This is a genomic window from Methylobacterium sp. 1A (genome assembly GCF_058072805.1).
Map to the genome: position 1 here is coordinate 4,116,868 of NZ_JBYQVE010000001.1, position 21,145 is coordinate 4,138,012.

The following is a 21,145-nucleotide window of genomic DNA, read 5'->3' on the forward strand; positions in this document are numbered from 1 at the left end:
GTCAGCGCGCCGCGAAGATCTCGATCCCGTCGAGGTGCAGGTGCTGCTCCTCGTCGAGATCGATCTTGAGGTAGCGGAACCGCGCGTTATCGAACCGCAGGTGGAGGGGCAGGCCGGGATGGCAGTGGGCATCCACGGCGTCGAAGACGAGGCGGTAATCGCCGTCGGTCTCGCCCAGCCAGACCCGCATCAGCTGCGCCCGCTCGCTGAGCTGCCCCCAGCGATTGTAGATCCGGATCTCCGAGACCCGCTCGACCGCGCCGAGATCGAGGACGAACCAGGGATCCCGGTCGAGCCCGGTGTGGAAGAAGAAGGACGGGTCGCCGGTGGTGCGTTCGCCGTAGATTCCCGTGGTGCCCGACCAGGGGGAGGCGGAACTCGCCGTCCAGGTCTTGCCCAGCGCGATGTTCTTGGAGGGCCGCATCGCCACCAGCGTGTCCATCTCCAGCTCGTCGATCAGCGTCCGGATCTGCTTGGACGGCTGGCGCAGCGGCGGGATCTCTAGGTCTAGCTTGTAGATCAGGTTCGACAGGATGCTCTGGTCGAAGCGGTGGTCGATGAAGCCCTCGAGATCCGGCAGCCCCATCTGGTTCGGGATGTCGGTGACGACCCGCGGATCGCCCGCGTAGCGCAGCCACTCGGCCACGAGCCGGCGGGTGGCGGGGCTCACCATGAAGGCGATCCAGGAGGCCTGGATCTGGTCGGCGTCCCAGTAGCGCGCCGCGTCGCAGTCCATCAGCACGAAGCAGTCGCGCTTGGTCCAGGCCCGCTGGGGCTTCCCGTGCAGCACGCCCACCGCGACCCGGTGCTGCGAGCCGTCGAGCCAGGTGAGCAGCGGCGCCACCGGCGGCAGCGGGTCGTCGCCGACCGCCTGCATGCCGGTGTCGCTGAAGACGACGAAGTCGCCGTCGCGGCGCTTCTCCAGCGCCTCGGCGATGACGTAGGGCTTCCAGGCCCAGTTGCCGGCGCCCCGGGACCGGTCGAGGATCTCCCGGTGCTCCCGGTAGAACGGCGTCGCGCGCAGCCGGTCGGGGGACCAGCTCTCGATCGTGTCGAAATCGCCCGTGGCGGCGGCCGAGGCCACCAGCCGCCGCTGGCTCTCGACGTAGTGGTACTTGGCGGCGAAGCTGACCAGGGTGGTGTGGCGCGGCCGGAGCCGGCGCCGCAGCCGCATCAGCACCTCGGCCCGGTGCATGTCGAAGGCGTTGACCTGCAGGGCCTCGGGGGATGGGTCAGCGCTGGCCAAGTCTGTCCTCCGGCGGTGGCTCGAGGGCTTGTCACCGGTTTTGCCGGCTTCGGCAAGGCGGCCGCGGCGGGGCCGGGCTCAGGCGTCGTCGAACGCGAGGTTCTCAGCCGGATACGCGAGCATCAGCGCGCGGCGCTCGGGCGAGTTGTCCCACTCGCCGACCTTCGTGTAGCCGCCGGCGACGTCCAGCACCTCCACGACCCGTCCGATGGTCGGGATGCTCTTGAAATGCTGCGGCCAGCCTGAGGCGAAGTAGAAGACCTGCTCGACGTGCTCGGAGAGCTGGCACACCCCCGGCCCGAACGTGCCGAGCCCGAAGATGAGGTAGCGCCCGTTCATCAGCGCCGCGACGTCGTCGATGAGGGAGCCGCTCTGGGTCGTCAGCGGCACGCCGATCTCGGCGATCCACGCTTCCAGCGCCGGGATCACCGGGTTGAGCCGGTTCTCGAACACCATCTTGATCCGGGCGATGCGGCCCTCTGCCAGGAGCCGCCGGATCACCATCTGGTAGAAGGCGAGCGGCGGCTGCGGGTAGGTCGGCGCCACCCAGGTGCTGAAGATGTCCCCCGAGCGGATGTGGATCAGCAACTCGTCGTCGGGCTTGGCGGGGATCTCCGCCGGCAGACGGTTGAACAGCGGCCGGATGCAAGTCCGCACGATGTCCCGTGTCTCGTCGGGGCCTAGGGTGCCGGCGAGCTGCTGGATGCCGAGGTCGAAATACATCCCCGACAGGAAGGCGCCCGCCTCCGGCAGCGGCTCCGAGCCGGGGATGAAGGTGAGGCCGCCGCAGGTCAGCGGGCCGGTCAGGCCGATCACCTCGCTCCGGTCGGCGGCCGGGAGCTTGATGTATTTCAGGTTCAGGTTGCGGGCGATGCCGATGGCGAGCAGCAGCTGGATCAGGCAGTTGCCGAAGGCGCCGCATTCGTAGAGCGCGAGCCCGACCAGGGCGCGGGAGCGCGGCCGCTCGGCGCCGACGAGGCGGTAGGAGACGTAAACGTTCGCGCCGGGCCGCTCGTCGGCCATGTCGAAGGGCACGTCGAGCACGCGCCGCAGGGCGATGAGGTCGAAATCCGCCCGGTCGCACAGCACCCGCGCCTCCGGCGGCGCCCCTCCGGCGGGGCCGTCCGGGGTGACGCGGACGTGGCGCGCCCAGGCGCCCTCCCCGGTGGCGAGCACCAGGCTCGCGGGCCCGCTCCGGGCCGCGTCGAGGTCGGCCGTGCGCCAGGCCTGCCCGTCGTCGGAGAGGGCGAGGCGCGGCGGCGAAGCCGAGATGGTCGCGATCTCGACGCGGCGGATCGGGCAGCGGAAGCCGAGATCGACCTGGAAGCTCGGTGAGCCGGCCGGGTGATCGGTCGCGCCGGCCGCGGCGTCCGCGCGGTGCCAGGGCCGGCCGAACGCCGCATCGATCAGGTCGCCGTTCATCGCGTCTCGCGGTGCGAAGGGAGCGGTCCGAGGCCCGTGCCCCGAGCCCCACTCTGTCGAGGCGGGCGCCCGGGTCCCGTCACCCGGGCGTGCGCGGGCGGGCGCCGGCGCCCGTGGGCTAGCCGTCGAGCCCGAGCATCAGCCCCAGATTCTGCACGGCCGCCCCGGAGGCGCCCTTGCCCAGATTGTCGAGGCGCGCGACCAGCACCGCCTGCCCGTGCTCGGCCGAGCCGAACACGCGCAGCTCCAGCCGGTCGGTGTCGTTGAGATCCTCCGGCTCGATCTTCTCGCGGTGCGCGCCGGTGGCGGCACCCGGCACGACCTGCACCAGGGGCTGCCCGGCGTACCAGTCGCGCAGGGCCGCCTCGAGGTCGGAGGCGCTGGGCCGGCCCGGCAGGGTCTCGAGGTGGAGCGGCACGCTCACCAGCATGCCCTGCCGGAAGTTGCCCACCGACGGCACGAAGATCGGCCGCCGGGTGAGCCCGCTGTAGCACTGCAGCTCCGGCAGGTGCTTGTGGGCGAAGCCGAGACCGTAAAGCTGGAACGGCGGCGCCGTGCCCTGCTCGTAGGCCTCGATCATGCTCTTGCCGCCGCCGCTGTAGCCGCTGACCGCGTTCACGCTGATCGGGTGGTCGGCCGGGATCAGGCCGCCCTCCACCAGCGGGCGCAGGAGCGCGACGCCGCCGGTCGGGTAGCAGCCCGGATTGGCGACCCGCCGGGCGCGGGCCACCGCCGCGCCCTGCTCCCGGGTCAGCTCCGGGAAGCCGTAAGTCCAGCCCTCCGCGACCCGGTGGGCGGTGCTGGCATCGAGGACGCGCGGACCGCCGCCGGGCAGGCTGTCGGCCAGAGCCACGGTCTCCTTGGCGGCCTCGTCCGGCAGGCAGAGCACGACGAGGTCGACCTCGGCGAGCAGCGCGCGCTTGGCCGCCGGATCCTTGCGGTGCTCCGGGGCGATGCTGCGCAGGGCGACCCGCCCGTCGCGCTCCAGGCGCTCGCGGATGCCGAGACCGGTCGTGCCGGCCTCTCCGTCGATGAACACGGTGGGCTTCGTCGCGCCTGCGCCAGACATCGCTCGTCTCGCTCTCTAGAAAAATGCCTCGCCGCCCGAGTCGGGCACCGCGGCCGGGAATCAGGTGCGCGCGGTGCGACAGGCTGTCAACGACCGTGCAGCGGCCTGAAAACGCGAAAGGGCGGCTCCCGCAGGAACCGCCCTCTCCGTGACACCGGTGTGATCGGGTATCAGCGCTTGGAGAACTGGAAGCTGCGGCGGGCCTTCTTGCGGCCGTACTTCTTGCGCTCGACCACGCGGGCGTCGCGGGTGAGGAAGCCCTCACGCTTCAGCGGGGCGCGCAGCTCCGGCTCGTAGTAGGTCAGGGCCTTCGACAGGCCGTGGCGCACCGCGCCGGCCTGGCCGGAGAGGCCGCCGCCCGCCACCGTGACGGTGATGTCGTACTGGTCGACGCGGCCGGCGATCTCCAGCGGCTGGCGCAGGATCATGCGCAGCACCGGGCGGGCGAAGTAGGTCTCCACCGGGCGCTTGTTGATCGTCACCGTGCCGCTGCCGGGCTTGATCCAGACGCGGGCGACCGCGTCCTTGCGCTTGCCGGTGGCGTAGGCGCGGCCCTGCGCGTCCAGCTTCTGGACGTGGACGGGGGCCTCGTTGGCGGGGTCGACCGCGCCGGTGTTCGACCGGTTGAGGTCGGCGAGGGACTGCAGGGTCGCCATGATCAAGCGCTCACGTTCTTGCGGTTGAGGGCGCCGACGTCGAGCGCCTGCGGCTGCTGGGCCTCATGCGGGTGCTCGGTGCCCTTGTAGACGCGGAGATTGCCGAGGATCTGGCGGAAGAGCGGGCCGCGCGGCAGCATGCGCTCCACGGCCTTCTCCACCACGCGCTCGGGGAACCGGCCCTCGAGGATGAACTTGGCAGTCCGCTCCTTGATGCCGCCCGGATAGCCGGTGTGGTAGAAATAGCTCTTCTGATTGTACTTACGCCCGGTGAACTTCACCTTCTCGGCGTTGATGACGATGACGTTGTCGCCGCAATCGACGTGGGGCGTGTAGGCGGCCTTGTGCTTGCCGCGCAGGCGCATCGCCACGATCGACGCGAGGCGGCCGACGACGAGGCCCTCCGCGTCGATCACGATCCACTTCTTGTCGACCTCGGCGGGCTTCAGCGAGGTGGTCTTCATAGCCAAATCCCAGGGGTTCCGACGGACCGGACCCCGACGCGTCGGGATCCGCGGACATCGGGGTGCCGAAAAACGAGCCGCCGCGTGGGGCACACGCGGCGGCGGTGCCGGGTGCATAGACGGCCCCGGATGCTGGGTCAACAGAGAAATGCAGGATCTCAGAAAAGCTATTTCGTTCAATAGGTTGACGGTTGAGGTATCAGAATACCGCTAGCCGTCGGAGCGCCGGCCACGCTCCGCGATGGTCAGCTTCTGGACGCCCTTGGCCGCCAGCACCGGTTTCCGGGCGCTGAGGATCCGGGAATTCACGCCGGTCCAGCCGATCTCGCCGGAGAGCCGGCCGTACTCGATCTTGGGGCAGCGGTTCATGATCACCGTCAGGCCGCGCGCCTCGGCCCGGGCGGCGGCCGCGTCGTCGCGCACGCCGAGCTGCATCCAGATCATCTTCGGCGGCGGCGTCAGCGCCAGCGCCTCGTCGACCAGCGGCCCGGCGGCTGCGGAGTTGCGGAAGATCTCGACCATGTCGATCGGCTGGTCGCCGAGCGCGGCCTGGACCTCGGCGAGGGAGGCGACCACCCGGCGCCCGAGCAGGTCCTGGCCGGCGAGGCCGGGATTGACCGGCGTCACCGCGTAGCCCCGGTCGAGGAGGTATTTCAGGACGATCCAGCTCGGGCGTGCCGGATTCGCCGAGGCGCCCACCAGCGCGATCGTGCGCGTGCCGTTCAGGATCGTGCGGATCTGCGCGTCTGGGTAGCGGGCGTGCCGCTCCACGAGCGCTGCCGCGTCGCTGGGCGCGGGTGGCCGGTTCTCGTGGCCCGTCTCGTCCATGGCGTTTTCCCTCGTCGTCCGGATGATCGCGGGTCGTGTCGCGCTTCTCGCCGCGCTTCTGGCCGCGTGTCGCGCTGCTGTCCCGGCTTCGGCGCGGCCGCCGTCACAACCGCCAGACCTCGTAGCCCAGCCGAGCGAACGGCGCCTTCTCGAAGAACGCCTTCACGTCCACGATCAGGCCGCCGGGCTTCACCCGGGCGGCGATCGCCTCCGGACCAAGCCGGGCGTAGTCGCGATGCGGGACTGCGATCACGGCCGCGTCCGCGCCGGCGGCCAAGTCGGCCCAGTCGACGAGGTCGATGCCGTACTCGGCCCGGGCTTCCGCCTCGGAGGCGCGGGGATCGTGGACCGACACGGCGCAGCCGAATTCCTCGAGTTCCCGCACGAGGTCGGCGACCTTCGAGTTGCGCAGGTCCGCGCAGTTTTCCTTGAAGGTCAGGCCGAGGACGATCACCCGCGCCCGCCCGGTCCCGCCGCGCCGGACGATCCGCTTCACCGTGCTGCGGGCGACGTGGGCCGCCATGCTGTCGTTGATCCGCCGCCCGGCCAGGATCACCTGCGGGTGGTAGCCGATCATCGCGGCCTTGTGGGTCAGGTAATAGGGGTCGACGCCGATGCAGTGGCCGCCGACCAGCCCGGGGCGGAACGGCAGGAAGTTCCACTTGGTCCCCGCCGCCGCGAGGACCTCCTGCGTATCGAGGTCGAGCTTGTCGAAGATCAGCGACAGCTCGTTCATGAGCGCGATGTTCAGGTCGCGCTGGGTGTTCTCGATGACCTTGGCGGCCTCGGCCACCCGGATGGACGAGGCGGCGTGGAGCCCCGCCTCAATGATCGACCCGTAGAGGGCCTTGAGCCGCTCCAGGGTCTCGGGGGTGTCGCCGGCGACGATCTTCACCACCTGGGTGAGGCTGTGCTCCCGGTCGCCCGGGTTGATCCGCTCGGGCGAGTAGCCGACGAAGAAGTCCGTCTTCCAGCGCAGGCCCGAGGCCCGCTCCAAGACGGGGATGCAGATCTCCTCGGTGGCGCCGGGATAGACGGTCGACTCGAACACCACGGTCGCGCCCAGACGCATATGCCGGCCGACGAGGTCCGAGGCTCGGACCAGCAGGTCGAAATCGGGGCACTGGGCCGCGTCCACCGGGGTCGGGACCGTGACGACGATCACGTCCGCCGCGCCCAGCGTGGTCGGGTCGTCGGTGATCGCGAGGTGTGCGGCGGCCTGGAATGCCTCCGCGTCGATCTCCCCGGCCGGGTCGTACCCGGCCCGGTAGGCCGCCACCTTGTCGGCGGCGCGCTCGTAGCCGATCGTGGGCCGCCCCCGGCCGAACGCCAGGGCGAGCGGGAGTCCCACATAGCCCAGGCCGACGATCGCCACGCTGTCCGCCGGGCGGTCCGCCGGGTCGTCCACTGAGCTATCTGCCGCCCCTTCAGCCACGCCGGATCCTTCTGCGGGCTCGGAAGGCGCCGATGACGATCCGGCCGCCGGGCGCGTATAGGGGCGGTCCGCGCCGGCGTCGACCCGCCTCGGCCCGCGCGGAGCACGTCCCCGGACCGCTGACGGGGTGAGCACGGGGCGAGACCGTGGGGGGTGAGGATGCCCGATCTCCGCTGGACCGAGGGGCCTGTCCACTGCACCGACCTCGTCGACGGGACCGGCAAGGTCTTCGGCTACGTCGGCCCCTGCGCCGCGGGCACGCGCGGCTACGTCGTCCAGTCCGGGTCGGAATGGCCGCCGCGCCGCGCCGCCTTCGCGGATCACCCCGCGGCCGCGGCGGCCCGCGCCTGGGTCGAGGCCGCGGTGTCCGCGCGCGCCTTCCGGCCCATCCGTATCCTTAGGGACGATGGAGCGTCGACTTCCTGATCGCCCGGCGCGATTCAGGAACTCGTCAGGTTCGCTCGGCTTTGTTGTGGCGTGGAGTGGAGGCGCCCGATGGCCGAAATCTGCATCACGGAAGACCAGAACGGACGGTGGACCGTGTACACCGCCGGACTGGTGGTGACCGATCTGACGCGCGAGGCCGCCGAGGCCTTCGCGGCGAGCTACCGCCGCGTCACGGCCGGCTGAGCAACGGGCCTTTTCAACCCGCGGGGCGGCCTCGCGGAGCGCCGGCGCGTTCGGGCTCCGGGGCGCGCCGTGCTATGAGGTCCGCCGAGCCCCGATCGCCCATTCGCGGGCAATGAGGTCGATCATCATGCGCCTGTTCATGCTCGCCGCCGCCCTGCTGGCGCTGCCCGCTCCCGCCTCGGCGCTGTGCCGCTGCACCTGCATCCGGGGCGAGATGAAGGCGATCTGCCAGGAGACCGACCTCACGGTCCCGATCTGCCAGGGTCTCTGCGAGACCACGATCCGGCAGGACCGGGTCATCACGCCGCTGGCCGGCGGCCGGCAGGCCTTCGAGCCAGCCCAGTCGACCAACCCCGCGCCGGGCGGCCTCGTGTCCCCTGATCTCAGCCTGGACACCAACCCGAACGGCACTCAGCTCGGAACTCCGAGCCAGCTCTCCGGGAGCGTCGGGTCGAGCCTGTCCTCCGGTAGCGGGCGCTGAGTCACGAAAAAGCCCCGCGCGGCGGGTGCCGGCGGGGCTGAAGGTTGAGGACGCCCGGTGCGTTACGCCGAGCGACTGCGCCTAGAGTAGCATCATTCTGCGCGATGGGAAGTTATCGCGAAGAGAAACCAAGACTATTTTTTGCCGATGGCCCTCGAAACAACGAGAAATTCCCCGCTCGGCCAGGCCGGGCGGGGTCGATCGCAACGGATCCATGGCGAGAGGCCGCGCGGAACCTTGGTCCGGGGCCCGTCCGACTTAAGACTGGGTCTTCAGATAGGCGATGAGGTCGTTGATCTTCTTGTCGTCAGCGATGCCCTGGAAGATCATCTTGTTGCCGGGCACCTTCGCCTTCGGGTTCTTCAGCCACTCGTGCAGGTTGGCCTCGTCCCAGGTGATGCCGGAGTTCTTCAGGGCGGCGGAGTAGTTGTAGCCCTCGTAGGTGCCCGCCTTGCGGCCGACGACGCCCTTCAGGTCGGGACCCACGCCGTTCTTCTGGAAGTTGTGGCACGCCTTGCAGGGGGCGAACGCCTTCTCGCCGGCCGCGGCGTCGCCGGCGTCCTGGGCCTGCGCGGCGAAAGGCATGACAACGGCGAGAACTGCGCCGATTACAAGCATACGCATGTATTAACCCCAATCCTTGAAGTAAACCTTGCGGTTTTGACACAAAAAACGCGCGATGCAAGCGAAAAAATCTGTGACTAAGCGCAGATTATATTGGTCGCCGCCTCATATCATTTCGAAGTCCATGCCGGCCGCGGTGGCGAGCCTTCGCGGCCGGCGCGCCGCTCCGTGGCGCGCTGCCGCTCATGCGTGGCCCAGCACGCCCGCAGAGCGGGAGCCGGCGAACCTGAGAATGCTTCCAACCTTGGCATGTCGGGATGTTGACGTGCGCCGCGGCGCGATAATCCCTCCGGATCCAGAAAATCCGTCTGGTCTTGGGGGCCGAGGGCGGCGCGCACAAACAAGGGCCCGCCACGGCAGGTCGGGGTGGGTCCCGCGGGCGCGGTCGGGGCTAGGCGGTGAGCGGCAGTCGGATCGCCGGAGGGCGGGGCTCCGGCGCCTCGAATTGCGCGGCGAGGATCGTCGTCTTCAGGATGCGGAGTGTCGCCTTCATCGGGCGGAGCATCGTCGGTCGTTGGCTGGTCATGACGGCTCCGCGGCTTCCTCCGAGGGCCTATGCTCCCGAATGGTTACATCCGTTTCATAGGCGCCTAGTGGTGCGAGTCTAACGCTTGGTGCCCGCGTTTGGCGGCCTGGATGATGCGGTCCGGGTCTGCAGTCCAGACGAAGGGCTTTGGGTTGCCGTTGCTCTCGGCGATGAAGCATTTGATGGCTGTCTGAAGTTCGACGAGAGAGCCAAACACACCGCGTCGCAGCCGTCGTTTTGCGAGGTTGGCGAAGAAGCCCTCGATGGCGTTGAGCCAGGAGGCGGAAGTAGGCGTGAAGTGGAAGGTTCAGCGCGGGTGGCGGTCGAGCCAGGCGCGGACCTTCGGGTACTTGTGAACGGCATAGTTATCCAAGATTGCGTGGACGACCTTTCCGGTCGGGACTGTCGCCTCGACCGCGTTGAGAAAGCGGATGAACTCCTGATGCCGGTGGCGCTGCATGCAGCGGCCGATCACCTTGCCCTCCAGGGCGTCCAGAGCGGCCAACAAGGTCGTGGTGCCGTGGCGCTTGTAGTCGTGGGTGTGCGTCGTGGGCTGACCCGGCTTCATCGGCAACGGGTCCTGCGTTCGGGCCAGCGCCTGGAGCTGCGACTTCTCGTCGACGGAGAGCACCGCGGCATGAGCCGGTGGATCGACGTATAGGCCAACGACATCGCGCAGTTTGGCGGCGAAGACGGGGTCGGTGGGAAGCTTGAACTGCCGCATCCGACGCGGCTGCAGGCCGTGCCCGCGCCAGATCCGCTCACCGACGAGACGCTGATGGATGCGGCCTTAGCCATGGCCGCCGCCGTCCAATGCGGGGACTGCCAGGAATTCCGTGTGCGGGCGGCGGATTGAACATCACGCCGCCATGGCCCAGGCGAAGCGCTCGCCGAATATGACGGCAAACTGCGCCTTGGCCATGACCCACTCACGCAGGCCCATCTTCCACGCCTTCTCGGAGCGGTTCAAGACCAGCTAGAGCAGCTTCAGCGCGGCCTCGTCGGTCGGGAAGTGACCGCGGGCGCGCACAGCTCGGCGCAGCGTGGCGTTCAGGGCCTCGATGGCGTTCGTGGTGTACAGGATCCGGCGAACCTCGCTGGGGAAGGCATAGAACGGGATCACCTCGCCCCAGGCTCGTCGCCAGCTCTGGGCGATGGCCGGGTAGCGTCGACCCCATTCGCTCGTCTCGAAGGCCGCCAAAGCTGCCTCGCCAGCCGCGGCATCGAGCGCGCGGTAGATGTCCTTCAGCGCGCCGCCACGAGCTTGCGGTCCTTGTAGGACACGAAGTCGAGGCTGTGGCGCAGGAGGTGGACGATGCAGGTCTGGACCAGCGCCTCGGGGAACACCGCCCGGATCGCATCGGGGAAGCCCTTCAGGCCATCGACCACGGCCAGCAGCGCGTCCTCGACGGCGCGGTTCCTGAGTTCGTTCATGACCCGCAACCAGAACTTGGCGCCCTCGTTCTGCTCCAGCCACAGGCCGAGGATCTCTTTGGCGCCGTCGGCGCGCACGCCCAGCGCGATATGGACGGCCTTGTTGCGGACCACGCCCTTGTCGCGCACCTTGATCCGCAGGGCGTCGAAGAACACGATCGGATAGACCGGCTCGAGCGGCCGGGCTTGCCAGGCGGCGACCTCCTCCAGGACCGCGTCGGTCACCGCGCTGATCAGGTCGGGTGAGACCTCGATGCCGTAAAGCTCACGCAGGTGCGCGACCATCTCCCGGGTGCTCATGCCACGCGCGTACTGCGTCCGCCGGCGGCCGTGTTCTTCGCCTCGCCGGACCGGAAGGGCGAGCGTCCGCTCACGCATCTGGCGGCGTTCTCCGGCATATTGCAGGTGGATGGCTATGCCGGCTTCAACGGGCTCTACGAGGGCCGTCGTCCGGGCGGCGCGTTGATCGAGGCCGCCTGCTGGGCGCACACCCGTCGCAAGTTCTTCGATGTTCATGCCAGGACCGGCTCGGCGGTCGCCTTCGAGGCCCTGGAACGGATCGGCGCGATCTACGAGGTCGAGCGATCCGTCAGCGGCAAGCCTCCCGACGAGCGCCTGCGGCAGCGCCAAGCTCGATCCAAACCGCTCGCAGCGGCCCTGAAGGCCTGGGCGGCGACGATCCTGCCGCAGCTCTCCGGCGGCTCCGATCTCGCCAAGGCGTTCCGCTACATGCTGGTGCGCTGGACGGCACTGATCCGGGTCTTCGGCGACGGCCGGATCGTGCTTGACAACAAACCGGTCGAGCGGGCGCTGCGGTCCGTCGTGATCGGGCGCAAGAACTACCTGTTCGCCGGCTCGGAGCGCGGCGCCGAGCGAGCCGCGGCGTTCTACACGCTGATCGAGACGGCCAAGCTCAACGGGCTCGATCCGGAGGCCTACTTGCGCGACGTGCTCACCCGCCTCGCCGATCATCCAGCCAAACGCCTGGCCGAACTCCTGCCCTGGAACTGGTCGCCGGTCACCGCTGGTGCTCAGGCCACCTAATCAACACGGCCGCTCGCCGAGCGCTTACGGTGTACTGGCGATGCACGCCGCACGACGCTTTGCCCCGCTTGAGAAAGCCAGTCTCGCCGAGAACCAGAACAGCATCCGGGTCGGTCAGGGTTTCCAGGGCATAGTCCCGCACGACGTCGCGCAGGGCGTCGGCATCTCAGCGTCCGAGACCGAGCACGGCCTGCTGACGCCAGGGACCGGGATCGCCCGCAGCTTCCGCCCACATCCAACCGGTCTTGCGCCGCTCCGCGCCGAGCAGTCCGTCCAGGAATGCTCCCGCCAAGGCTGCCACCCGCTCCTGAGCAAACAGCGGGCGCATGCGTACCTTCACCTCTCGCAGCTAAGAGGCCCAGAGTTCCTGCACCCATAATGCGCGAAGCATGGTGCCGCAAGAAGTCAGAATCTCGCCAAAAACGCAACTGTAATGCTAGTGGGCAGTCCAAATACTGCCATCACAATACACCGGTGTGCGAACCGTGCCGCCGCCGGTCAGAGCACCGCGATAGGCCGGTGCGGCCGCATCGGAAACGACCGCAAGGCTGTCCCTGTTCATCGCATTGCACGCTGGCAGCGTCGAGACCGTGTACGCCTTCAGCTTGAATAAGCTGTCCATGTTCAAGCTGGCATCCGGCGCGACGTGGTAAGCGTTGAAGGCAGTGCCGCCGGGGCCGAAGGCGGCAGCCGAATTAGCGACTTGCCAGTAGTAGTTGCCGTTGCCTGCCGAGACGAACCGCTGATAACCGCCGTTGGCGCCACCGGTTACGGGGTCGGCGAAGGTGAGGCCGCCATGCTGCCCCGTAAACGTCGCCCCGCCACCATCTCGCACGACCCGCATCCGCTCGATTCCGCTGACTGCGTCAAGGAGCGTGTAGGCGTTGGCTGTCGCATCGAAGCCCCAGCTCATCCGCGCGGACGGGGGACCCGCTGTTGTGCGGCCAGAGTTGTCCACGAGGTAATTTAGGCTTGATGGATCTCGGGTCTGGGCTCCGGTGTAATAGTACATCCATCCCGCGCTTGAGGAGACGGCAGAAGCGTGGTGAGCTGACCAACCGGTCCCGATGCGAGCTTCTTGTACTTCGCCATAACCGCGACCACCGGACAGCCCTGTAGGACTTTCAATAAAGCCGAGCAGCGAGTGAAAACTCAGATACTCATTGCCGCTGGCATCAATCAAGCCCACGCCGCCTTCCAGAATGATGGGTGCGCCGCTTTCGTCTGATGCCACGGAAGTCAGATTGTCACGGCGCTTCAGCACGTCGCCGACATAAGCGGCGGTATCGCCCTTCTTGCCTTGGCGCGCGATGCTTATGAGTGTGTCAAGTTCGCCTTCCCCCGCCGCCGCCCCAGTTGCAGTCTGCCAGTTATCCTTTGTCGTGGATGTCAACGCGGCGAAGTCGGCTGAGCCTGGGCCGAAAGTTCCAGATCCAACTGTGTTCCGGACGAGGGTTGTCGTTCCGAGTAGTGTGCGCGCAGGTGCATTGCGGCGCGAGTAGAGGAAGTGCTTAGATCCAGTGTTGGCAAACGGGATCTTATCGGCAACCGAATTGTCTGGATTGGCCGTGACGTCGTTGCCGAGCAAAAGCAGCCGGTTTGCCATCGGATTGGACAGCGTGCTCGCGGGCGCGCTCGTGCTCGGGCTCGGTACGCTTGTCCCCGACACGTCGCCGGTTGAGCCTGGGCCCTGGATCTGGATGGCATCTGGCTGAGCGCTAAACTTGCCGTTCTGGTAGGTGCCTAGGGTGGGGCCGCCGGGAAGGGCGAGCTTGTTCGTGCCCGACTGTATCCGAGCGGCGCCAAGGTTCTGATCCGCGCGCGCAGGCAGGACGGCGATGCAGAGCGCGGCAACGGCAGCGAGAAAGCGGTCCAAGTGCATCAGACAATCTTCCAGATGTTGGTGTCACCGCGGTACGGGCTCAAGAGCTCGAAATGATAGGCCAGTATGATCGTGCTGACGCTCTGCAGAGAGAGTGTATATCTTTGTGCCTTCACTGATGAGGACCATGATTGAATTAGTGTAATGCTCTGGTAGAAACTGCGGTAGTCTATAAATGGCGTATTGTGCGACAATTTTATCCCTTTCGGCTGAAATAATTCACCATTATTATTTGCCAATTCGCGTCTATTGTTTCTTCCTCAAGGTTTTGACCATTGTCTGGCTGCTGATCGATGGCATCGAGCTCCTGCAAGGCGTTCTCTTCCCGCATCAGCAGCGAGCTGCCCTTAATGTTGCGTCCGAGGTCCAGTTCTGAGCCTGCCCCGGACTGGCAGCCGGTCCAATAGAAGATCATCTTCGGAACGATCGTATTGTTTTTGCGCTATCGCGATACCGATCGGCGCTCGTTTCTGAGCGGGCAATAGACCCCCTTCCCTGCCTGCGGTAACCTCGCGGCGTGCAAGATGATCAAGATCCGATTCGTGAAGCATTTGGGGCGCTGCGCGCCCGAACGAGGAACTATGGACCTGGGACCTAGCCTATTGGCCGTCGATGGAGAGACGCTGACGGACGGCGACATGAACGCCCTCGCGGTGCATCTCGCCCTTTTGGACTCGACGACCACCCGGCTGCAATAGGCCTGTACCATGGCCAAAAACCCCCGACTATCTCCGAGCTGCGCAAGGCTGCTTAGGCTACCGACCAAAAGATCGACGCCACGGGCATTTCGTTGCAGTAAGACGCCCGGATTTCGGAGACCAAGATGGCGGTTCTGGTGACGGGTGGTGCCGGCTACATCGGCAGCCACATGGTGCTGGCGCTCCTCGACGCCGGCCATGAGGAGGTCGTCGTCCTCGACGATCTGTCCACCGCTTTCGACTGGGCGGTCCCGGAGGGCGTGAATCTCGTCGTCGGCGACGTGGCCGACCAAGCCCTCGTGACGCAGACGATCCTCCACCACCGCATCGATGCCCTGGCCCACTTCGCCGCCAAGATCGTCGTGCCCGAATCCGTGGCCGATCCCCTGGGCTACTACCTCGCCAACACCGTGAAGACCCGCGCGCTGATCGAGGCGTCGGTGCGTGCCGGCGTCAAGAATGTCATCTTCTCCTCGACCGCGGCCGTCTACGGTGAGCCCGAGGCCTCGCCGGTTCCCGAGGACCTACCGCTGAACCCGATCAATCCCTACGGCCGCTCGAAGCTGATGAGCGAGTGGATGATCGCCGACGCCGCCGCGGCGCACGGCTTCTCCTACGTGGTCCTGCGCTACTTCAACGTCGCCGGCGCGGATCCGGAGGGACGGTCCGGCCAGTCGACGCCGAACGCCACGCACCTGATCAAGGTGGCCACGCAGGCGGCGCTCGGCCAGCGCGCCCGGCTCGACGTGTTCGGGACCGACTACCTGACCCCGGACGGGTCGTGCCTGCGCGACTACATCCAGGTCTCGAACCTCGCCGAGGCGCATCGCCTCGCCCTCGTCCACCTGCGCTCCGGTAGCGAGAGCCTGACGCTGAACTGCGGCTACGGGCGGGCGCGGCTACTCGGTCGTCGAGGTCGTCGAGGTCGTCGAGGTCGTGAAGCGGATCTCGGGGCGCGACTTCGAGGTGCGGCTGTGCCTGCGCCGGGCCGGCGATCCGGCCCGGATCGTCGCCGAGGCGGCGCGCATCCGCGATCGCCTGGGCTGAGAGCCTCGACCCGACGACCTCGCCGCCATCGTCACTTAAGCTTTGGCCTGGGAGCAACGCCTCGGCAATCGCAAGCGGGTCTGACGTTGTGCTCATTTTCTCCTTGGCCGAAGCCGCTGAGCAGCGGCAAGCCCGCACGGAAGCGCAATTTGGTCCGGACTGCGATCCTGCCGGTCCACCTAGTGAAGAATAGACGGTGAGCGAGACGGCCTGATCCAAGCGCCCGCCGCTGTCCGTTGGGCTCATCATCTGCAATAAATGTAGCGAGAATGCGCTGCACTTTTGCGATATGATCTTAAAAATCATGATCGTAGTTTGATCTTGATGCCTAACAGCTATTTTCGACTTGAAATCTGCGAATCATTAGAGGTTTTTATGATCTCAGGTGTATCTTACAGCGTCTTCAATTCTGAAGAGCACTTGCTACACTCTCTAAGGGCAATAAGATCATCAGTTGATTACATCAATATCGTAGCGCAGCTGGTTTCTAATCAGGGATATCGAGCTGAGGCCACATTAGAGATGACGCTTGATGCTGCGAAGGCAGAGTCCCTAGTAGACGAGATTGCTTATTTTGAACCAAACTTCAATGATCACCCATCACGTAATGAGTTCAAGAAACGGTCAATCGGGCTTAATCTCGCAAAAAAGGCTGGCGTCTCACACTTTATGACTATTGACGCAGATGAGTACTACGTAAAAGACGAATTCGATCGTGCCAAAGACTTTATCGCCGAACATGGAATAACTGCGTCAGCTGTCTCTACCTATTTTCATGTCAAGCGGCCGATTTGGCGCTCGCGTCTTCCAGACAATACCTGCTGTGCGTTTCTAACTAAGGTCGAAACAAACACGGAGCTTGATCACGGAGGTTATTATCCCGCTCTTGTCGACCCTACACGTAGGCTCAGGGGCTCAGCGAAGCCATTTCATAAATTCGAGACGCAGATGATTTCTATGCGACACATGAATTTGGTTCGCCTTCATGGGATAAGAAACAAATTGCGCAATTCTACTAATGCCTCAATGACGGAATTTATGAGCGGTGTGCAAAGTGCATATGATAATTGGAGATACGGAGATGTTTTTGAATTCCCGAATAAACAGCCTGCGGAGATAATTGAGGTGGAAGATATCTTTAACATCGATCATATTTTCAAATAAGACGATCATTTCACTGAAAAAACGACGTTAAAATGCGAAAATTACCAAACATCACGGGATGGGAATAAGTGAGGGTCCGCCGGATTTTGGTCTGGGCGGAAGGTGGGCTTCCGGATCTCATTCGGCGGCCTGCAGGGCCGCCGCCAGGGCGAGTTCCTGGGGCGTTCGCCACCCCAAGGCGGTGTGAGGACGGCCCTCGTTGTAGTGCCGCCGTCACGTCTCGATCTTGCTCCTCGCGTCGGCCAACGACAAGAACCAGTTCGCGTTCAGGCACTCGTCGCGCAGCCGGCCGTTGAACGACTCGACCAGCGCGCTGTCGGTCGGCTTGCCAGAGCGCGAGAAGTCCAGCGTGACACTGTTCTCGTAGGCCCAGCGGTCGAGGGCTTTCGAGACTAACTCAGGCCCGTTATCGACCTGAATCGCGCACGGTGCTCCGCGCAGCAGCGCCAAGCGGCCGACGATCGCCACGACCTGCTCGCCTTTGATGCCTTGGTCGACCTCGATCGCCAGAGCCTCGCGCGTGAACGCATCGACGACCGTCAGGGCCCTCAGCCGGCGGCCGTCGAACAGCGCGTCGGAGACGAAGTCCATCGACCAGCGTTCGTTCGGCCGGAGCGCAGCGGGCTGATGCTCACGGTGTGCCGCGCTGACGAGCCGGCGCGGCCGCTTGAGCCGCAGGCTCAGCCCCTCGTCCCGGTAGAGACGGTGAACCCGCTTATGGTTTACTCGCCAACCCTCCCGGCGCAGCAGGATGTAGATCCGGAAGTAACCCGTAGCGCACCCGGCTCTCGGCCAGATCGCAGATGTGCATTCGCAGCGGTGCCTGATCGGGCTTGATCGAGCGGTAGCGGACGCCCGACCGACCGACGCCGAGCGCGGCGCAGCCGCGCCGCTCGCTCACCCCGTGCGCCTCTTGAACCTGGTGCACGAGCTCGCGTCGCCGAGCAGGCGTCAGAGCTTTTTTGCGAGCACGTCCTGCAGGATGTGCTTGTCGAGGCTCAGATCGGCCACGAGCTGCTTGAGCTTGCGGTTCTCATCCTCGAGCTGCTTCAGCCGCCGCAACTCGCCTATGCCCAAGCCACCGTAGAGCTTCTTCCAGCGGTAAAACGTCTGCTCGGAGATGCCCATCCGACGCTGCACCTCTGCGACCGGTGTCCCGGTCTCAGCCTGCTTCACCGCGAAGGCGATCTGCTCTTCGGTAAACCTGCTCTTCTTCACGGCTGTGCTCCTCCCCTCAGGGACACACAAAACCGGAAAACTCGCACTCACGCCGGACCAAAGCGATGGGGGAACATCAACTGCCACTTCCACCTCTCGAGGAACTCTGCCCGTCGCAGCCTGTGAAACGCCCCGCGAGGGACTCTCTCGACTACTGTCGCACTAAACCATAATCAAGGATACGGATCTGGATGGTAAAGCGAGGCGTTTCATAGCAACTTCCTTATTTTACCCTGAGCTGCTGTCAGTTGATTCGGTAGACGGCAAGTGCGCCGGGCAACGCGGAATACATGCTGCCAAACCTCTATGGCTTACTTTCAGACAGCGGCGCACTCTCAATGTAATCGTTAGGTTGAGCTACTCGAACCAAATTCCTGACATTTCAGGAGAGACATATTTGCAAAAGACGGACCAGCCTGCGAAATAGCCAAAATACTCAGCATCGGATACACTATAAGCCGAGTATTGGTCGTATATAATCCGCAAAAATTGGCTGCACTCCCTTGCTGCACTCCTTTTGATGAACGAAGTCTATATAACTCGCCTCATTGCTGCTCAACCTAACCGTAAAGCGCTCCATTTGGAAGAAATAGACGAGCTCGGCTCCGAATTCGATGGCAAAGTTTATGTCAAAGTCAGGGCAGTGTATGAAAAGCACTTCTTTGAAAATTGACGCTAACCCGTCATAAATCCGGTGGATCGTGCTATCATGGAAAACTAGCACCTTCTTCCTTAAGGGTGCGCTCGCATTAATATAGTGCCTTATATACCCTTCGTTTGGAGTGTGATTTGAAAATCGAAGCATTGCCACTGGTTCATATATCGGTTTCCGACAAATTTCAGGCTCCTTGTCCGCGTGCAGCCCCAGATCCCCATGCAACTCGTGGTCGCCCCAACCTATAATTGCTTTATGCAGCAGGTTCGCTGCATTGTAGTCGCGAAACGCGTTGAATGCCGCTGCTGTATAGATCAATGCTCCTTCGAAATTCCAGTGAGAGTCAGTTTTGTGGAAAAATTTAGGCGACGAAATAATGGAATGGTTGTAAAATATGTGATCTTTGGCGAAAAAGTTACACTCAAGAAGCGAGAAGATAGGGCCCCTCGGACTTTTTACTAGCTCTCCCTCATATTCGTAGTCGGCGAGATCAAGTAGACACGTCTCTTTGTTTGGAACAATTATATGGAAATATTCCATGTTATTTTGAGTGCAGACAAGAGAACGTGCGACGTGTCTTGCAATCCATCGGTCAAAGAAATCCGCAAGTGGCGGCCGCCAGTTTCCGGAGACCTGCTGCCAAACCGCATTGGTATCGTTCTCTAGGAATAGGTACTGGTCTTTTCCGACGTGGAATTTTAACAACTGTTGCTCCTCTCAGTTGGTGCTCCGAGCCGTCGATGGGACGGTCGGTCGATCAACAAATGCCGATCATTCAAATCGATTGCTAGGCCGGAACGTAGCGAGAGTGCTATCCTTCTCCGAACATGCCGTGCAATCTGCTGCTTTCCGGTCACAGTGGTCGTATTTCTGCCGTGATCATTGACTCTGTCAGTTGTGGATCGTGGAGTTTCCACATCAAGCCGCGTACGGGGCTGGTTGCATCTGAGCACGGATAATCTCGCGCGGCGAGTGCTTGCCGAGCTCACGATGGGATGGTGTTCGTTGTAGTCGACGATCTAGGCGCTGATCCTCCCTCGGCATCGCGGTTCTCCCGCAATTTGATATTGATGGCGAATTCGGTGCGGGTCCTGCCATGTGAAAGCGGTTTGCGCGCCGCATCTTAGCAATTGCGCGCGATCCCAAACAGCCGGAGGTGAGTGACGTGGAGTTGACCCGTTTTGGTGGAGCGGTGGAACGCTTGCGGATCAAGGGTTGGGGAGCATCTCCTGTTCGTAGCGGATGGGTGAGCGATAACCGAGCGCGGAGTGCAGGCGCACGGGATTGTAGAAGCCCTCGATGAAGGTGAACACGGCCATGCGGGCCTGTGCCTGAGAGGCGAAGCGCCGGCGATCGAGCAACTCGCACTCCAGCGTCGCGAAGAAGCTCTCGCACATTGCGTTGTCGTAGGCGTCGCCCACCGAGCCCATGGAGGGGCGCACGCCCGCTTCGCGGCAGCGACCGCCGAAGGCCAGCGACGTGTATTGCGATCGTTGGACGCCCTTCTGTGTGTCAAGCCGCGATGCGGGTCTGGTTGATCGCCTGCCGGCTCCGGGTGATGAGCGTGAACACCTCACGGGCGATGTAGCGCTTCAGGCAGCGGATCGCTTCCAGCTTGGAGTGGCCTTCTGCGATGCGGCGGGCCACATACGTCTTGGTCCGCTCATCGGTTCGCAGTCGCCCGATGGCGATGATGTGCAGCGCGCTGTTGGCCGCGCGATCACCGCCTCGGTTGAGGCGATGGCGCACCGTCTTGCCCTATGAGGCCGGCACGGGGCTCACGCCACAAAGCGCCGCGAAGCCTGCCTCTGAGCGCAAGCGCTCGGGATTGTCGCCGGCCGTCAGGAGAAGCTGAGCGGCGCCATTGCTGCCGATGGAGTTGCGGGCCACGAGGTCCGGGGCAAGCTCGTCGACGATGGCGCCGATCATGGCATCGAGATCGGCGATCTCGTCGTGCAGTTCCAGATAGCGCCGCGCCAGGGACTTCAGGCCGATCCGGTAGGCGGCCTCGACGTCGCGGTAGGCGCTCAGATCAGGCCGCCACGCCGCCAGGGTCCGCACGAGCTGCATCCGGGTCATCCGGCGCAGCGTCTCGCGCAGGGCGTCGGGGGCGCACACGATGGTGTTGTGGATCATCTGCAGGGCGATGCGCCGGGCCGCGACCGCCGTCTTCCGGCACGCGCTCAGGACGCGCAGCGACTCGACCATGCCGTCGCGGGTGCGCGGCGTGACGGTACGGGTGCCGGCGAAGGCCGCGTGCGCCGCGCTCTGTGCGTCGAAGTCGTCGTTCTTGCCCCGCCGGCGACGGTCCTGGGTGTCGGGGGCGGTCACCTCCAGCACCTCGATCCCGGCCCGCTGGAGGAAGCGGAGCAAGCCGGCACCATAGCTGCCGGTCGATTCGACCCCGACGCGGCGCAGCGGGCCGAACGAACGCATCCAAGTCAGCATCTGCCGATAGCCCTGGCGGGTCGCGGCGAAGCTGGCGGTCGCCAGAACCCGATCCCGGTCATCGACGACCGCGGCGACATGCAGATCTTTGTGGGTGTCGACACCGCCGATGTCGTGACGTTCGTGAGCTTCCTCGGCACTCATCCCATCCTCCTGTCGATCGAGCCTGATGGC

17 protein-coding genes and 8 pseudogenes are annotated in these 21,145 nt (G+C 64.9%); 6 read left to right on the plus strand and 19 right to left on the minus strand.

Annotated elements, in window-relative coordinates; translation table 11 throughout:
* Window position 1 precedes the first annotated feature (1 nt).
* The 7 genes from ACX9MN_RS19870 to ACX9MN_RS19900 all read right to left on the minus strand — a co-directional run bounded on the left by ACX9MN_RS19870 (window position 2) and on the right by ACX9MN_RS19900 (window position 7,093).
* Window positions 2-1,246, minus strand: a complete 1,245-nt coding sequence (locus tag ACX9MN_RS19870; protein WP_489725181.1) for a hypothetical protein — start codon at window positions 1,244-1,246, stop codon at window positions 2-4.
* A gap of 78 nt (window positions 1,247-1,324) precedes the next feature.
* A complete protein-coding gene (locus ACX9MN_RS19875; RefSeq protein WP_489725182.1) occupies window positions 1,325-2,668 on the minus strand; it encodes a coagulation factor 5 8 type domain-containing protein in 1,344 nt (447 codons plus the stop codon).
* 118 nt (window positions 2,669-2,786) lie between these two features.
* On the minus strand, window positions 2,787-3,737 hold the full coding sequence (gene argC, locus ACX9MN_RS19880) for an N-acetyl-gamma-glutamyl-phosphate reductase (protein WP_489725183.1): 951 nt from the start codon (window positions 3,735-3,737) through the stop codon (window positions 2,787-2,789).
* 170 nt (window positions 3,738-3,907) lie between these two features.
* Window positions 3,908-4,393 carry a 30S ribosomal protein S9 gene (gene rpsI / locus ACX9MN_RS19885; RefSeq protein WP_042671562.1) on the minus strand — a complete coding sequence of 162 codons (486 nt, stop codon included), beginning with the start codon at window positions 4,391-4,393 and terminating at the stop codon, window positions 3,908-3,910.
* 2 nt (window positions 4,394-4,395) lie between these two features.
* Window positions 4,396-4,857 (minus strand): 50S ribosomal protein L13, encoded by a 462-nt coding sequence (gene rplM, locus ACX9MN_RS19890; protein WP_012318175.1) that lies wholly within the window; start codon window positions 4,855-4,857, stop codon window positions 4,396-4,398.
* A 210-nt stretch (window positions 4,858-5,067) separates the two neighbouring features.
* Complete coding sequence (locus ACX9MN_RS19895) at window positions 5,068-5,685, minus strand: CoA-binding protein (protein ID WP_489725184.1); 618 nt, start codon at window positions 5,683-5,685, stop codon at window positions 5,068-5,070.
* Window positions 5,686-5,788: 103 nt separating this feature from the next.
* Window positions 5,789-7,093, minus strand: coding sequence for a nucleotide sugar dehydrogenase (locus ACX9MN_RS19900; protein WP_489725185.1), 1,305 nt, complete (start codon window positions 7,091-7,093; stop codon window positions 5,789-5,791).
* Between the two features lie 186 nt (window positions 7,094-7,279).
* On the opposite strand from ACX9MN_RS19900, the gene ACX9MN_RS19905 reads away from it, so the two are divergent.
* From ACX9MN_RS19905 to ACX9MN_RS19915, 3 genes are all read left to right on the plus strand, one after another.
* Window positions 7,280-7,546, plus strand: a complete 267-nt coding sequence (locus tag ACX9MN_RS19905) for a hypothetical protein (RefSeq protein WP_489725186.1) — start codon at window positions 7,280-7,282, stop codon at window positions 7,544-7,546.
* A gap of 69 nt (window positions 7,547-7,615) precedes the next feature.
* Window positions 7,616-7,750, plus strand: coding sequence for a hypothetical protein (locus tag ACX9MN_RS19910; protein ID WP_020096204.1), 135 nt, complete (start codon window positions 7,616-7,618; stop codon window positions 7,748-7,750).
* 127 nt (window positions 7,751-7,877) lie between these two features.
* Complete coding sequence (locus ACX9MN_RS19915) at window positions 7,878-8,231, plus strand: hypothetical protein (protein WP_244435208.1); 354 nt, start codon at window positions 7,878-7,880, stop codon at window positions 8,229-8,231.
* Window positions 8,232-8,489: 258 nt separating this feature from the next.
* On the opposite strand, the gene ACX9MN_RS19920 is transcribed toward ACX9MN_RS19915, so the two are convergent.
* The 4 genes and pseudogenes from ACX9MN_RS19920 to ACX9MN_RS19935 all read right to left on the minus strand — a co-directional run.
* A complete protein-coding gene (locus ACX9MN_RS19920; RefSeq protein ID WP_489725187.1) occupies window positions 8,490-8,855 on the minus strand; it encodes a c-type cytochrome in 366 nt (121 codons plus the stop codon).
* Window positions 8,856-9,246: 391 nt separating this feature from the next.
* A complete protein-coding gene (locus ACX9MN_RS19925) occupies window positions 9,247-9,381 on the minus strand; it encodes a hypothetical protein (protein WP_489725188.1) in 135 nt (44 codons plus the stop codon).
* Window positions 9,382-9,445: 64 nt separating this feature from the next.
* Window positions 9,446-10,197 (minus strand): annotated as a pseudogene (locus ACX9MN_RS19930) (IS630 family transposase); the annotation flags it as partial.
* Window positions 10,198-10,240: 43 nt separating this feature from the next.
* A pseudogene (locus ACX9MN_RS19935) lies at window positions 10,241-11,133 on the minus strand (IS256 family transposase); the annotation flags it as partial.
* Here ACX9MN_RS19935 and tnpC point away from each other — a divergent pair.
* Window positions 11,134-11,859: pseudogene (gene tnpC / locus ACX9MN_RS19940) on the plus strand (IS66 family transposase); the annotation flags it as partial.
* A 19-nt stretch (window positions 11,860-11,878) separates the two neighbouring features.
* Here tnpC and ACX9MN_RS19945 read toward each other — a convergent pair.
* The 3 genes and pseudogenes from ACX9MN_RS19945 to ACX9MN_RS19955 form a co-directional block, all read right to left on the minus strand.
* Window positions 11,879-12,208 (minus strand): annotated as a pseudogene (locus ACX9MN_RS19945) (transposase); the annotation flags it as partial.
* Between the two features lie 87 nt (window positions 12,209-12,295).
* Window positions 12,296-13,735, minus strand: a complete 1,440-nt coding sequence (locus ACX9MN_RS19950) for a hypothetical protein (RefSeq protein ID WP_489725189.1) — start codon at window positions 13,733-13,735, stop codon at window positions 12,296-12,298.
* Window positions 13,736-13,937: 202 nt separating this feature from the next.
* Window positions 13,938-14,156 (minus strand): hypothetical protein, encoded by a 219-nt coding sequence (locus ACX9MN_RS19955; protein WP_489725190.1) that lies wholly within the window; start codon window positions 14,154-14,156, stop codon window positions 13,938-13,940.
* Between the two features lie 408 nt (window positions 14,157-14,564).
* Here ACX9MN_RS19955 and galE point away from each other — a divergent pair.
* Together galE and ACX9MN_RS19965 are read left to right on the plus strand one after the other, a co-directional pair.
* Window positions 14,565-15,525 (plus strand): annotated as a pseudogene (gene galE, locus ACX9MN_RS19960) (UDP-glucose 4-epimerase GalE).
* 285 nt (window positions 15,526-15,810) lie between these two features.
* Window positions 15,811-16,650: a hypothetical protein gene (locus ACX9MN_RS19965; RefSeq protein ID WP_489725191.1), complete on the plus strand. Its 840-nt coding sequence runs from the start codon at window positions 15,811-15,813 to the stop codon at window positions 16,648-16,650.
* Between the two features lie 117 nt (window positions 16,651-16,767).
* Here the strand turns inward: ACX9MN_RS19965 and ACX9MN_RS19970 are convergent.
* The 5 genes and pseudogenes from ACX9MN_RS19970 to ACX9MN_RS19990 form a co-directional block, all read right to left on the minus strand.
* Window positions 16,768-17,478, minus strand: a pseudogene (locus ACX9MN_RS19970) (IS3 family transposase).
* A 123-nt stretch (window positions 17,479-17,601) separates the two neighbouring features.
* Window positions 17,602-17,868: a transposase gene (locus ACX9MN_RS19975; RefSeq protein WP_489725192.1), complete on the minus strand. Its 267-nt coding sequence runs from the start codon at window positions 17,866-17,868 to the stop codon at window positions 17,602-17,604.
* A 451-nt stretch (window positions 17,869-18,319) separates the two neighbouring features.
* Entirely contained in the window at window positions 18,320-19,228 is a 909-nt protein-coding gene (locus tag ACX9MN_RS19980; RefSeq protein ID WP_489725193.1) for an alginate O-acetyltransferase AlgX-related protein, read from the minus strand.
* 503 nt (window positions 19,229-19,731) lie between these two features.
* Window positions 19,732-20,019 (minus strand): annotated as a pseudogene (locus ACX9MN_RS19985) (transposase); the annotation flags it as partial.
* A gap of 16 nt (window positions 20,020-20,035) precedes the next feature.
* Window positions 20,036-21,115: pseudogene (locus tag ACX9MN_RS19990) on the minus strand (IS110 family RNA-guided transposase).
* Window positions 21,116-21,145: the final 30 nt, after the last annotated feature.